This window comes from Marinoscillum sp., from assembly GCF_040222955.1.
In the GTDB taxonomy this organism is placed as follows: domain Bacteria; phylum Bacteroidota; class Bacteroidia; order Cytophagales; family Cyclobacteriaceae; genus Marinoscillum.
The window spans coordinates 17,264-31,193 of record NZ_JAVKCA010000025.1 but is presented as its reverse complement, the minus strand read 5'-3'; the positions used below and the strand labels follow the sequence as shown (position 1 = coordinate 31,193).

Below are 13,930 nucleotides of genomic sequence, written 5' to 3'. Positions count from 1 at the left end.
AAAATGAGACAAAAATGAAAAAAGCACTTATTACAGGAGCGAACAAAGGAATAGGTTTTGGAACGGCAAAACTCTTGTTACAAAACGGATTTTACGTCTATATCGGTAGCCGAAATGTACAAAATGGAGTAAATGCTGTTGAAAAATTAAAGGCAGAGGGATTGAACAATGTCGAAGCGATACAGATGGATGTAACGGATGAATCTTCAGTGCAAAAAGGCCGTGAGGATATCGGGAAAAGGACTGATATTTTGGATGTCTTAATCAACAATGCAGGCATCAACGGAGGAAACAATCCTTATACGGCGCTTGAGGCTAAACCTGAAGAATTTCAGCTAGCATTTGATACCAATGTGATAGGAACAGCAAGAGTGACAAATGCATTTATTGATTTACTAAGAAAGTCGGATGAACCAAGGGTTGTAAACTTGAGTACGAGTGTAGCCTCTCTTGCCTTGCAAAGTGATCCCAACTGGCCAGCTTACGATTATGCCAAATATGCAGTCTATGCTGCCTCAAAAGCAGCGCTGAATATGTATACAATTCATTTAGCTTATGAACTTCGTGATACCAATTTCAAAGTCAATGCTGTTTGTCCAGGGTTAACTGCAACTGATTTTACTTTTGGCAATGGTGGCGATGTAGAAACTGCAGCCAAAAGAATAGTTAAATATGCAATGATTGGCGAAGACGGACCAACTGGTAAATTCTTTAGTGAAGAAAGCAATCCTGAAACAGGGGAAATTTCTTGCTAAAAGAAATAACCAACCCTAGCAAACACTCTTGCCCTTGTTGGTCTTGTGACCAACAAGCGAGTTGCGGTTAGCGCGATTTACCCTCTTTGCTCTTAGGAGTCCCGGCAACCATCCGGATAATCAGGAAAGCCGCAGTGCCCGGCTGATATGTGCCTGCCGACAAAGGCAGGCTTGGAATACACTCCTTGACCAGGTGCGGCAGATAAGCTATTTTTAACGCTATTAATACTAATAAGCTCGTGAGGCCACATGGCCATATCTGGGATTTGTGAGGCATCTCTTCTAAGTGCATATTTCAGCACAACCTTGCTAAAATGTATCCAAGTGAATACATTTATTGTATGTATTCTATTGAGAAGACAGGGGTATTTGACAAGTGGCTTAGGAAACTGAAAGACCAACGTGCGAAGGCCAAAATTCTATTCAGAATCCAAAGAATAGAAGAACAATGGAAATTTCGGAGATTGCGAACCAGTTGGAGAAGGGATCAGCGAACTGAGAATCCACTTTGCTAAGGGGTATCGAGTCTATTTGAAGGATATGGAGGCACAATCGTGTTGCTTCTGAACGGTGGCACCAAATCAACGCAACAGAAGGACATTGAAAATGCCAAGGAATTATGGTCTAACTATAAAGATAATTGAAATGACAACTACAGCAACAAAATTTGATATTGCAGAATACCTTGAAGATGATGCAATGATTGCAGAATATCTAAATACAGTTTTGGAAGATGGCGATTCTGAAGATATTATTTCAGCCCTTGGGCACGTAGCAAAAGCTAGAGGAATGTCGAAAATAGCTGAAGAAACAGGCTTGAGCAGACCCAGTTTGTACAAAGCTCTTTCGCAGGGTTCCAAACCACAATTTGACACAATTCTCAAAGTTCTTCGGGCAGTTGGGGGCAGTTTGAACATACCAACAACATAACCGAAAATACGCCTCACAACAAATGCTATGAATGAATGGGGTTCATGGGTAAGGATATTTTCGTGGGATCCCGAAAGCTTTCGGGAGGAAAGTCCTCTTAGGAGTCCCGACAACATCGGGACAATCTGGAAAGCCGCAGTGCCCGGCTGATACCGCCTGCCTACAAATGCAAGCTTAGAATGCACCCCTTGACCAGGTGCGGGAGATAAGCTAATTTCATCACCAGTAATTAAGCTCGGAGGCCACAGCGCCATATCTGGGATTCGTTGCCATTAATGAATTCCCCACTATCCCGGAATTGAATTATCTTTGAATAAGCATGATTCAGCTAATAGAAAATAACAAAACGGAAATAATCAACTTGTGTAAGAAGCATAAGGTTGATCGGCTATTTCTATTCGGTTCGGCTGCTAGAAATCAAATGACTTCAAAAAGTGATTTAGACCTTCTCGTTGAGTTTTCAAACTCAATTGAACTACTGGATTACGCAGACAATTATTTCAATTTAAAGTTTGGGCTTGAAGGTTTGTTGAAAATCGAAATTGACTTGGTTTCTGTTAAATCATTGAAGAATGAAATTCTAATTAACCAAATCAACAATTCGAAAGTTGAATTGTATGCAGCCTAAGCTCCTTAAATACATTCTGGACATCGAAAGTGTAATTGGAGAAATTGAAAACATAGACCGGCGCGTTGAGGGTGATTTCACCAGATTCATTGACGACATTCTGATTCAAAGAGCGGCAGAAAGAGACTTGGAAATAATTGGTGAAGCTGTCCGAAATATCCGAGACCAATTCCCGGAAATTAATATCAGCTCTTCCAGTAAAATCATTGGTCTTAGAAACCTCATTGCACATGCCTATGATAGCGTGGAACCAGAAATGCTATGGGGAATTATTCAAAGAGATATACCTGTATTGAAAAAGGAAATTCAAGAAATGAAGAAAAGCGCTTAACCACCCCTCTAAAAATGGGTCACGCTCATACTGTGGAAAAAGGCCTATTCTTCAGAGCGGAATTACGTCTTCGCTATATATGAATTCCAACAAACTCCTTGCCCTTGTTGGTCTTGTGACCAACAAGCGAGTTGCGGTTAGCGGCGATTTACTCTCTTTGCTCTTAGGAGTCCCGACTCCATCGGGACAATCTGGAAAGCCGCAGTGCCCGTCTGACCTGCCTACCGACAAAGGCAGGCGTTGTGAGTCACAGCAGATTTCACTATTTTGCTACTCCCGATAATTATCGGGATAGCCGGTGCGGGCACACAGTGTCACACATAGGTATATTATGCCAAAGTGTATCTGGCCTCTTAATTGTTAACTCAAGTACTTTAAAATTTCAAGCCTATGTTTGATTATAATTTAGCTCATTGGATTACTTTTTTTACAGCAGCGATACTTCTGAACCTCTCCCCTGGGCCTGATATGATCTTTATCGTATCCCAAACTTCTAAAAGAGGAATTCGATCTGGTTTTGCTTCTGTCTTTGGAATTTGGATTGGAACGTTTGTCCACGTGATTTTTGCAGCCCTTGGGCTTTCTGCAATTCTCATGACCTCAGCACTGGCGTTCTCAATTGTCAAATGGATCGGAGCAATTTATCTCGTCTGGATTGGCATTCAATCGATTCGCTCTAAAGGCAGTAATAACTTCAAAATTGACGATGATGTAGCGACCAAAAACTTATATAAATCATTGAGACAAGGTTTTCTTGTTTCGTTGCTGAATCCCAAAGTAGCTATTTTCTTTCTGGCGTTCTTACCACAATTCGTTGAACCTTTTGCCGGAACTGTTAGCTCCCAACTCTTTCTTCATGGCTCTCTAATCATTGTGGTAGCAGCTTTCATTGAAATCCCAATGATTTTAATCAGCGGTAAACTGATTAACTATCTGAACAAAAACGAAAAAGTATCTCTTTGGCTGGATCGTGGATTAGGGTCTTTGCTGGTTCTGCTGGGTCTCAAATTAGCAACAACGAATAATTGAGATTTGAACGTGAGAACAGGCATATCACAGACTGTATGAAGCGGCGCTTGTACGAGGAGAGCTGGGTACGCAGTAATTTTAAAAAACCGATAAACCTATGACATTAACCAAACTCGCTCAACTCGGGATTTTTACTTTACTCTTTTCGTTTTCAATAATAAGCTGTAATAATGAGGTTGCTGACAGGTCTTCTGCACTAGACGAAATAAGAGAAATGGAACAACTTCAGGTTCAGGGAATTCTGGAAAAAGATTCAACTTTACTTAGAAAAATTCTTGCCAATGATTTAATTGTGAATGCTCCAAGCAATACTGTGGTCGACTTAAAAATGGCTATGGAAGCTTTAAAACTTGGATATATTGATTACACATCCTACGAGCAGGAAATTGACGAAATAAAAATTATTGAAAATATTGGAATAGTAATGGGTTTGGAAACAGTCATGCCAACCGGTTTAACTGGTAAAGCTGGAACTACTGAAAAGAGACGGTTCACCGATATTTGGATGTATAAAAATAATCAATGGGTAATGATTGCAAGACAGGCAACAAATATCTCAATTGAATGATTAAGAATTCCGATTTTCCAGAAGGAAATCCTCTTCTGAATTTCCCTGGTAACAGAAGGTCAAATAATTTTTTCCTGGTGGTATAAAAGCCGTGCAACTAGACAGACTGGCCACAAAAATGATAGAAACAGAGCGACTAATTTTAAAACCTTTGACTTACGCACAATTAATAAAATATATTAAATGTGACAATACTCTGGAAGAAGAACTGAACCTGAAGGAAACCTCAAGAACCATTTCCGATGAGTTAAAGGAAGCGTTTGAGCAGACGATTCTTCCAAATGTGGCTGACGAAGCAAAGAACTATTTATACTCAACCCTATGGACGGCAATTTCCAAAGCTGAGAACAAGATGGTAGGTGATTTATGTATCATCGGCGAACCAAATGCAGATGGAGAAATTGAAATTGGCTATGGAACCTATGAGGAATTTCAGAATAGAGGATTTATGACGGAAATTGTCCAGGGGATTATCAAATGGGCAAAATCGGAACCCAAAGTAAAATCCATTATTGCATCGACGGACAAATCGAACATCGCCTCTTATAAAGTATTAGAAAAGAATCGATTTAGAATGACTGGGGAAACAGGGGTGCTCTTAAATTGGAAATTGGATATGGAAAGTGCCTTTGACGAAGAAGCCATGGAGACGCAATTAATGACCTGAAGATGAACAGAAGAACTTTTGTAGAGAAAACAGCCCTTCTGGGGGTGGCAGCTTTTTTACCCCTGTCTGGGCTTTCAAACCACCGGGCACAGCGCTATAAGATGGGCCTGCAGCTCTACACCATCCACGAAGACATGACCAGAGATGCCCTCTCCACGTTGAAAGCGGCAAAGACTATGGGCTATGAAGATTTTGAGACTTTTGGGTTTGATGGCGAAAAGGGGACATTCTACGGGTATCAATCTTCTGATTTCAAAAAAATGCTGGAAGATCTGGAGATCACTGCTTCCAGTGGGCATTATGGGTTTTCTTCGTATCTCCACAAGCCTGAAGCGGATTTAAGGCGATTTGTCGACCAGTGCATACAAGGTGCTCATGCCTTGGATACGAAGTACATCACCTGGCCATGGATAGCTCCAGAGCAGCGGACGATGGATAATTACAAGCTGATGGCTGAAAAACTCAATGTGATAGGGGAGCAGGTAACAGGCGGAGGTCTTGGGTTTGCCTACCATAACCACGGCTTTGAATTCACAGACCACAATGGCGAAAATGGCTTTGATACCATCTTAAAGGATACCGACCCTTCCCTGGTGAAGCTTCAAATGGACATGTACTGGGTCATGCGTTCTTCGGCATACACCCCTAAGGAGTTGATCAGTCAGCAGCCCGGCAGGTATGTGATGTGGCACATTAAAGACATGGATAAAGTGACCGGTGATTACACAGAGCTTGGCAATGGTGCCATTGACTATGCGGAAATACTTCCCGATCCGGCCAAATCCGGACTGGAATTTTATTTCCTGGAGCAAGGCGGGAACTATGCCCATAGTCCCATGAAAAGCGTGGCTGATAGTGCTGATTACTTCAAAAAGCATTTGCAACAATATATCTGACCATTTGAACGGCCCGCTCCCGGTTAAAATCACCTTAGTTTTTGCAATATTGTTGCAAATGCGTGAAATTGCTACCTCATCTTTATCATGGGCAGCATATGATACATGTTTTTACTACCGACATCCAGTCAGGCAAGCAAACAGAGAAAGCTCTCAAATACCTGAACAGTCATTTTCCTCACTCGATATTTCATTGGGATCTGAATGAAACCCCAAAACCTTATCCCTGTGGGCATACCATTTTAAGGGTGGCAGGAGAATTGGTACCGCCATCAGAAGTGATCACAGCGCTTTCTCAGTTAGGCTTCAGCTGTGAGGTTTTGGAGGACAAGGTTTGTGTTTAAACAGCGGGTAGATGACTGAGTTTTGGGAAGAGGCCTTTAGAGACAAGCGGGAAATGTGGGGCTGGGAACCCGCCAAATCCAGTGTATTGACGAGTGAATTTTTCGTAAGAAATGGCGTGCAAACCGTCCTTATTCCGGGGATTGGGTACGGGCGAAATGCAGGCGTTTTCAGAGAAAAAGGGATGTCAGTCACCGGCATTGAGATTTCTGAAACAGCCATTGACCTGGCTAAACAACACTTCGGGAATGACCTGACAATCCTTTATGGCTCCGTCACAGAAATGCCTCTTGACACCAATCTGTACGATGGAATTTTTTGTTATGCCCTCATTCACCTGTTGGATAAAAATGAACGGCTAAACCTGATCAAAGCCTGTTATGACCAACTGACTGACCATGGTGTGATGGTCTTTACGGCGATTACTAAACAAGCTCAGACCTATGGTGAGGGTACCCGCATCGGCACAGATCGATTTGAGATGTTTGGTGGGGTGAAAATGTTCTTCTACGATGAAGAAACCATAAAAAAGGAATTTGCCGGGTCAGGCTTGTTCGAAATTACGGAAGTAAATGAGAATTATCCGTTTTACCTGATTAAATGTAGGAAAGGTTAATTTAGCTCCATTACGTCTGAGGAGTCTCGGATCAAGCAATATTTGTGTGGGTTAACACTATATAGTTATATTTTATAAAACTGATTAAAACACTTGTGAATTCAGAAAAAGTAAGGACGTAAAGGCGGGCGGGACATCCAAGGCAAGTGTGAATCATTTTGACTCCAACAATTTCTAAAAAAAAACCAAACACTAGGAGTCAAAATGATTTTTTGCGTTGGTGCCCTTTCTTTTGCTTCGTTTTCTTTGGGCAAGCAAAGAAAATGAAGGGTAAGTAGCCAATCAATTAGATTGAGGTATATAAGGTTTCAGATCACTTCCTCACCATCCATCTTTAATTCAATCTCCCCACAGGTTTTCGGATTGATCCATAGTCTCCGCTTACCCGGCGGGGGCTGAAGGGCCTCCTTTTTAAGCCTGTATGGGTGATGGCATTTCCTTCCCGTTACAGGTTCCTTCCCGGGTGATCGCTCCATTTCGGCTTTCTCATCTCTGAGATGGAGGGGGTGGCTTATCCTTCTATTCTGTTTTTAATAATTAATAATTTATTTCGGTATTGAGATACACTAATTATCTTTAGCAAAAATGATTGGACTAATAAATCAAAATTTATCAAAGAATGAGCGACAGACCCTGGTTATCCAGTTACCCTAAAGGAGTTCCCCAATCCATAGATGCGGACAAATACACCTCACTGCCGGAGCTTTTTGTCGAATCGAGAAGTCGGTACGGCAGCAAGCCAGCCTATGAGAATATGGGTAAACAGATCACCTTTGAGGAATTGGGGGTGCTCAGTGATCAGTTTGCATCTTACCTTCAGCATGTACTGAAACTCCAGCCAGGGGATAAGATTGCTATTCAGCTGCCCAATGTGCTGCAAAACCCCATAGCCATGTACGGAGCCCTGAAGGCCGGGCTGACTGTGGTGAATACCAATCCACTTTATACCGCTTCAGAGATGAAGCATCAGTTTACAGACTCAGGTGCAAAGGCCATCGTGATCCTGGCCAATTTTGCCTACAACCTGGAGGCAGTTTTAAAAGACACCCAGATAGAGCATGTCATCGTCACCCAGCTTGGTGATTTACTAGGGGGCCTGAAAGGGATCCTGATCAATTTTGTGGTGAAGCGGATCAAAAAGATGGTGCCCGCTTACCACCTCCCCACTGCGGTCACTTTCAATGAGGCACTCAAACAGGGAAGCAATCATCAGTTCGTAGCTCCACAGATCAAGCCTGAAGACCTGGCTTTTCTGCAATATACCGGCGGTACCACCGGGGTGTCCAAGGGCGCCATGCTTACCCACAGAAACCTGATCGCCAACCTGCAGCAAATCGAGGCCTGGTTGGCCGAAACCAATCTGGTGGAGGGTGAAGAAATTTTCATTGCCGCACTTCCGCTTTATCATATTTTCGCACTCAATGCCCACGCACTGCTACCGGCAAAACTGGGAGCTAAGAACATCCTGATTACGAACCCCCGGGACATGAAGGGTTTTGTGAAGGAACTGAAGAAACATCCGTTTAGTCTCATCACAGGGGTGAATACCCTGTTCAACGGACTCCTGAACACTCCGGGGTTCAGCGAACTGGACCACAGCACCATCAAAGTGGCCCTGGCCGGGGGCATGGCCCTGCAGCGCGCGGTTTTTGACAAGTGGGAGCAGACCACAGGTAAGAAAATCGCCGAGGCCTATGGGCTCACAGAGACTTCACCAGGCTTGTGTATCAACCCTATGGGGGAAGGCAATCGGGTAGGCACCATCGGGTTGCCGTTGCCAGAGACGGACGTGGTGCTGCTGGATGAAGAAGGCCACGAGGTGGGACCGGGAGAGAAAGGCGAGCTGTGTACCAAAGGCCCACAGGTGTTTTTGGGGTACTGGAACAAGCCCGAAGAAACGGAAAAGTGCTTCATCAACGGCTATTTCAAGACCGGAGATATTGCCACTATGGATCCTGATGGTTATTTCCGAATAGTGGACAGAAAGAAAGAAATGATACTGGTATCGGGATTCAATGTGTTTCCCAATGAGGTGGAGGATGCCATCGCCTCACATCCGAAGGTGCTGGAGGTAGGGGTGATCGGGGTGCCTGATGCCAAATCTACCGAGGCTGTAAAGGCTGTGATCGTGAAGAAGGATGCCAGCCTTACCGAGGAGGAAATCAAGACGTTTTGCAAGGAAAACCTCACTGGTTATAAATGTCCGAAGCATGTGTCTTTTACCTCAGAGCTGCCAAAATCGAATGTGGGTAAGATCCTGCGCCGCATCATCAAAGAGGAAGACGCCAAGGTACATACTTACGATTAAGGCATTTTGTGTTTGTACAGCCCGGCCAGTTCTTTGAAGGGAATGGTCAGAAGGGTTGGGCCTTCCGCATCGGAGGAGATCTCATCGGGGTTGTAATAAAACACGATCCCCGATTGGCTGACTCCAAAATCTTCGCTGAGGCTAAATTGATCATTGTCAAACAGAAACCCCCGGTCAGATAATTGCTCATCTGGTGCAATACCGTTAGCTTTCCTGAACTCCTTTTCGGCCAGGTCCTGCAGTTTGGCGGTGCTGTTGACAAAGAAGCCCAGGTCTTCTATTTTCTCTCCGTCGGCGGAGATGTTGAGATAGGAAATGGATGAATTGGGCTGAGCGCCACCTGTGTAGCTTGAATGATTGATGACCAGGGAAATGAAATTGCGATCTGTTTTACCTACCTCCACCTCCAGGCGGATGTACCAGGGGGTAATGCTTTCGGGGAAATTTTCCTTGAAATCCTGATAGCTGGCCATGAACATTTTGCTCAACTCGTCAGTGCTTTCGGTACCCTCTGCCTCCAGGATGTAGTCGCTCAGTGTGCTGTTGATTTCCTGAGTCAATAGGGAGTTAATGGCTGCGTGTGTGTCGTGGCCTGCTGCAAACACAGGATAATTGATCGTGACCTCTGAGCAGGTCTCTGGTACGCAGTTTTCACTCGTCTTCTCCAAGCTCCGTATTTCATAGTCATAGCTGATGGGCTGATATCCTGATGCTTCTGCCGGGGTTTCGGCTTGTTTTTTAGTGGTATCGCAGGCGACCAGGCTCCCCATTAGCAGAGCAACGAGTGAAATTGAACGTGTTTTTAACATCATTGAACCATAAAATTCGGGCAGAAGGTAAAATTTCATTTGTTTTGTAACAGTTAAGTAACAGAATATGCTAAGCTAAGCACTGTTTAAATTTGTTAATACTTTCACTGGTAATAATCGTCTTACAATTTCTTATAAAACGTATGAATTTTAAAATCTTACTTACGGCAGGCATGATCTTCTGCGCTTCACAGCTTTTTGGACAGGTAAAAGACACTACCTACTGGGTTTCCGGCGGGTTTGTGGCGGCCACTTTTTCGCAGGTTTCACTGAGTGACAGCTGGTCTGCCGGAGGAGCTGAGAACGTTGCGCTGAATGGGGCAACAGGACTTTTTGCTGATTATAAGAAGGCTAGGAGCACCTGGGAAAATTCATTGGACCTTGGGTACGGCATGATCAATCAGGACAATCAGGGGTTCGAAAAGTCTGATGACAAAATCAACTTTGTGACCAAATACGGCTATCGGATCAAGGAGGGCAACGCCAATTGGTTTTTTAGCGGATTGCTCGACTTCAGAACTCAGTTTGATCAGGGGTTTACCCAGACCGAAGATGGCAGAGATAGTCTGATCTCTAAATTTATGACTCCAGGATACCTGACTGTTGGTCTTGGGGTGGACTATAAGCCCAATCCTAAATTGTCACTCAATTACATTCCCCTGACTGGGAAGTTCACTTTTGTGAATGATCAGGCCCTGGCGGATAAAGGTGCATATGGCGTGGATCCGGGTAGCAAAACCAGAGCTGAGCTGGGATCGTTTTTGAGGATTAAGTACAAGGATGAGGTATTGAAAAACGTGAACCTTGAAACCAGACTGGAATTGTTTTCTAATTACATAGAGGATTTCGGAACGATAGATGTGAACTGGCAAACCACCGTGGTGATGAAGGTCAATAAAGTGCTTTCGGCCAACCTATTCACTCACCTGCTGTATGATAAAGACATCAAAACCCAGACGGACGAAGGGGAAGAAGCCCGCGTACAATTCAAGAGTGTCTTTGGTGTGGGGCTGGCATACAATTTCGGTGCTCAGAGGGCCAAATAGAATAGATTGAAAATTTCAAAACATCGGTTAAGCGATGTAGTATGAAGAGGGGACCCGCCTGTTGTGATGGCGGGTCTTTTTTTAGCTATTGTGAAGCAATACTCTACATTTGCCACCTGAAATTAAAGGACTACCCGAATATGAAAAATCACCTGTTTTCAATAGTTCTTATCCTGGTGTGTGCACTTCAGGTATCCGCCCAACGTACAGTGGAACATCAAAATTTGTATTGGGTGAAATACCAGGCTGTGATTCCACTTTCGGATCAGTGGCGGCTAAAGCCCAGCATCGAGAATCGCAGATACTTTGAAGGCAACAGGCAGCACATGTGGCTGTTAACACTGGATGCCGATCGTAAACTAAAGAACGGGTGGCACGCAGGGGTGGGCTTCACACGATGGTCTATCCTCCTGCCCTCTGATCCGGCTTCAGAGTTTGAGGTTACTCAGGGTGAGTGGCGACCCTATGAGTACCTGACTCATTCATCCAGGCTTTCTGACCGGTTCACCCTTAGTTCCAGGTATTTAATGGAGGAGCGTATTCGCAAGAATGTGGGAGTGGATCCCGCATCTGGAGCTCCGGTTATTCAGGACGGATATTTTTTTCATTTCAGGTTTCGGATGAAGGCGCAGCTGGAATACCGGCTCACTCCATCTGATGCGGCCATACCAGTGCACATAGCCGTGTTTGATGAACTACTTGTGCAGTTCGGTACTGATAAGATCGACAATATTTTTGATCAAAACCGAATTTCCGGGCTGCTGAAATTTGGGGTAGGCAAGCAGACTGATCTGTCCCTTGGCTACATCAACTGGTACCAGCAGGCAGCTTCCGGCTCTGCTTATGTGCAGCGAAATATTCTTACTTTGTACGCTAACCAGAAGTTTTAGGTGTGGATGTCTCTATCACCATCGGTTGAGTCTTGATGTGGATGTCGCGCTGAGGGAACGGTATTTCTATGTTTTCTTCTTTGAAGCGCTTGAATATTTCAAAATACAATTCACTTTTCAGTACCCTGGGTCGATCCGTATGTGTGGCAGTCCAAACGGCCAGGTAGAAATTGAGTGAGCTGTCGCCATAGGCATCAAAAAGGACGGTGGTCTCCGGCGATTTGAGGACATGAGGATTGGCATTCGCCACGTCGAGCAGAATGCTTTTAATTTTTTCAGGATCTTCCTTGTAGCTCACCCCCACGGGTATTTTGAAACGGATGTTACGATCATTGTGACTCCAGTTGATCACCCGGCTGGAAATAAACTCCGAATTTGGAACAATCACAGAGATGTTATCATTGGTAAGTACCTGTGTGGCTCTGAACGAAATGCTGATGACATTGCCCTGTACATCTCCCACTTCAATACGATCACCTACTTTGATGGGTTTTTCAAACAAAATGATGACTCCAGAAATGAAATTGTCCGTGATGTTTTGCAGGCCAAATCCGATGCCCACACCCAGTGCTCCGGCGATTAGTGTAAGTGCTGTAAGGTCGATACCCGCAGATTGGATAATGACCACCGTACCTATGAGAATAATGGCAAATTTGGTAACGGTTCCCACAGATGCCCGCACACCTGCATCCAGGTTGGCACGGGTCAGGATTTTTTCAACCAGTACTTTTTTTACATATCGGGCCAGGAAAGTGAGCACGATGAAGGAGAAAATGATATACAGGATGGTGGCCAGGCTGATTTCGTTATCGCCAAGCTTGAAAAGCGAGGTTCCAAAAATGTCAATGAGCCTTTTGATGGCTACCCCCAGGTCGGCCCATATTTCATTGAAAGTCTTTTCCATGATTTAAAAATACGCTTTTAAGGCAGAAGTAATGAGCTGTCTCCATAACTTAAAAAACGATACTCGTTGGAAAGGGCCTCCTGATAGATGGTTTTCCAGTCTTTCCCCACGAAAGCAGCGACCAGCAGTATGAGGGTGGATCCCGGAAGGTGAAAGTTGGTGATGAGACCTTTGCAGATCCTGAATGTATAGCCCGGATAAATGAAGATTTCTGTATGTCCAATCAGCACCTCCGCGTTGGTGCGCTCCATCATGGCCAGCACATACTCCAGGCTTTCCTGTTTGGAGATCACATGGTCAAAGGAATATGCCGTCTCTTTGGTAATGTGAAATGCAGCCTCCGGGTTTTCTGAGAGCAGCTGGCCATACCAGAAAAGGCTCTCCAGGGTTCGCATACTCGTGGTGCCTACTGATATGATCAGGTCATTATCCAGCAGATTTTGAACATTTTGTTTCGTGACCAATACCTGCTCCCGGTGCATGGGATGCTCTTCCACACTTTTGGCTTTTATGGGCTGAAAGGTACCCGCTGACACGTGGAGCGTGAGGTAGTCGGTCCGAATGCCTCTGGCTTTGAGCTCGTCCAATATTTCGTCGGTGAAGTGAAGCCCCGCAGTGGGAGCAGCCACGGCACCCTCCGCTTTGGAGTATACCGTCTGATATCTGGGTACGTCCTCCTTAGTGGCCGACCGGCCCAGGTAGGGCGGGAGTGGTATTTCACCTATTTTGGTAAGAATATCCGAAAAAGTATCTCCACTGGTCCAGTGAAAGGTCACCTGATCCTCGCTGAGTCGCTCTGCTGTGAGTACGTGATCGCCTATCGCCAGACTTAGCTGCTGGTCGTTCTTCCATTTTTTAGCATTGCCTATCATCACATGCCAGGTACAGGTGGACTTGCTGGTCATGGCTGCTTCATATACATTGGAGGGGCTCACCGGGTCCAGCAGGAAAATTTCTATTCTGGCACCAGTCTCTTTGTGGAGAATGAGCCTGGCCGGGATCACTTTGGTGTCATTAAAAACCAAAAAACTACTTTTTGGTAGAAGTTGTGGGGTCTTATTAAAAATTTGGTGTGTAATTTCCCCTTTTTGATAAACCAGAAGTTTAGCGTCTGACCGGTTTTCCAGTGGAAATTTGGCAATGTGTTTTTCCGGGAGTTCGTAATGGAAGCTGCTCAGGTCTAAACTTTCTGAAGGCATTTTGATTTTGAT

15 protein-coding genes are annotated in these 13,930 nt (G+C 44.5%); 12 read left to right on the top strand and 3 right to left on the bottom strand.

Translation table 11 applies throughout. The annotated features are described in order from the left end of the window. Positions 1–14: 14 nt before the first annotated feature. The 10 genes from RIH33_RS21190 (at position 15) to RIH33_RS21145 (ending at position 9,070) form a co-directional block, all read left to right on the top strand. The gene (locus tag RIH33_RS21190; RefSeq protein ID WP_406651535.1) at positions 15–755 is read left to right on the top strand and encodes an SDR family NAD(P)-dependent oxidoreductase; all 741 of its coding nucleotides are present in this window, start codon (positions 15–17) and stop codon (positions 753–755) included. A 645-nt stretch (positions 756–1,400) separates the two neighbouring features. Next, entirely contained in the window at positions 1,401–1,685 is a 285-nt protein-coding gene (locus tag RIH33_RS21185) for an addiction module antidote protein (protein WP_406651534.1), read from the top strand. 319 nt (positions 1,686–2,004) lie between these two features. Then, positions 2,005–2,313 (top strand): nucleotidyltransferase family protein, encoded by a 309-nt coding sequence (locus RIH33_RS21180; protein WP_406651533.1) that lies wholly within the window; start codon positions 2,005–2,007, stop codon positions 2,311–2,313. Further along, positions 2,303–2,644, top strand: a complete 342-nt coding sequence (locus RIH33_RS21175; RefSeq protein WP_406651532.1) for a DUF86 domain-containing protein — start codon at positions 2,303–2,305, stop codon at positions 2,642–2,644. Before RIH33_RS21180 ends, RIH33_RS21175 begins: the two co-directional genes overlap by 11 nt. Before the next feature lie 390 nt (positions 2,645–3,034). Continuing rightward, entirely contained in the window at positions 3,035–3,673 is a 639-nt protein-coding gene (locus RIH33_RS21170) for a LysE family translocator (RefSeq protein WP_406651531.1), read from the top strand. 97 nt (positions 3,674–3,770) lie between these two features. Further along, entirely contained in the window at positions 3,771–4,241 is a 471-nt protein-coding gene (locus RIH33_RS21165; protein ID WP_406651530.1) for a nuclear transport factor 2 family protein, read from the top strand. 118 nt (positions 4,242–4,359) lie between these two features. Then, positions 4,360–4,908: a GNAT family N-acetyltransferase gene (locus tag RIH33_RS21160; RefSeq protein ID WP_406651529.1), complete on the top strand. Its 549-nt coding sequence runs from the start codon at positions 4,360–4,362 to the stop codon at positions 4,906–4,908. 2 nt (positions 4,909–4,910) lie between these two features. After that, positions 4,911–5,804 (top strand): sugar phosphate isomerase/epimerase family protein, encoded by an 894-nt coding sequence (locus tag RIH33_RS21155; RefSeq protein ID WP_406651528.1) that lies wholly within the window; start codon positions 4,911–4,913, stop codon positions 5,802–5,804. A 355-nt stretch (positions 5,805–6,159) separates the two neighbouring features. After that, positions 6,160–6,762 (top strand): class I SAM-dependent methyltransferase, encoded by a 603-nt coding sequence (locus RIH33_RS21150; protein WP_406651527.1) that lies wholly within the window; start codon positions 6,160–6,162, stop codon positions 6,760–6,762. 619 nt (positions 6,763–7,381) lie between these two features. Continuing rightward, entirely contained in the window at positions 7,382–9,070 is a 1,689-nt protein-coding gene (locus RIH33_RS21145; RefSeq protein ID WP_406651526.1) for an AMP-binding protein, read from the top strand. Here the strand turns inward: RIH33_RS21145 and RIH33_RS21140 are convergent. Next, on the bottom strand, positions 9,067–9,918 hold the full coding sequence (locus tag RIH33_RS21140) for a DUF3298 and DUF4163 domain-containing protein (RefSeq protein WP_406651525.1): 852 nt from the start codon (positions 9,916–9,918) through the stop codon (positions 9,067–9,069). The genes RIH33_RS21145 and RIH33_RS21140 overlap by 4 nt on opposite strands. A 104-nt stretch (positions 9,919–10,022) precedes the next feature. Between RIH33_RS21140 and RIH33_RS21135 the strand changes: the two genes are divergently transcribed. Continuing rightward, on the top strand, positions 10,023–10,925 hold the full coding sequence (locus RIH33_RS21135) for a DUF3078 domain-containing protein (protein WP_406651524.1): 903 nt from the start codon (positions 10,023–10,025) through the stop codon (positions 10,923–10,925). Positions 10,926–11,065: 140 nt separating this feature from the next. Next, positions 11,066–11,815: a DUF2490 domain-containing protein gene (locus tag RIH33_RS21130; RefSeq protein ID WP_406651523.1), complete on the top strand. Its 750-nt coding sequence runs from the start codon at positions 11,066–11,068 to the stop codon at positions 11,813–11,815. On the opposite strand, the gene RIH33_RS21125 is transcribed toward RIH33_RS21130, so the two are convergent. Then, positions 11,799–12,719 (bottom strand): mechanosensitive ion channel family protein, encoded by a 921-nt coding sequence (locus RIH33_RS21125; protein WP_406651522.1) that lies wholly within the window; start codon positions 12,717–12,719, stop codon positions 11,799–11,801. The genes RIH33_RS21130 and RIH33_RS21125 overlap by 17 nt on opposite strands. A gap of 17 nt (positions 12,720–12,736) precedes the next feature. Then, positions 12,737–13,918 (bottom strand): S-adenosylmethionine:tRNA ribosyltransferase-isomerase, encoded by a 1,182-nt coding sequence (locus RIH33_RS21120; RefSeq protein ID WP_406651521.1) that lies wholly within the window; start codon positions 13,916–13,918, stop codon positions 12,737–12,739. Positions 13,919–13,930: the final 12 nt, after the last annotated feature.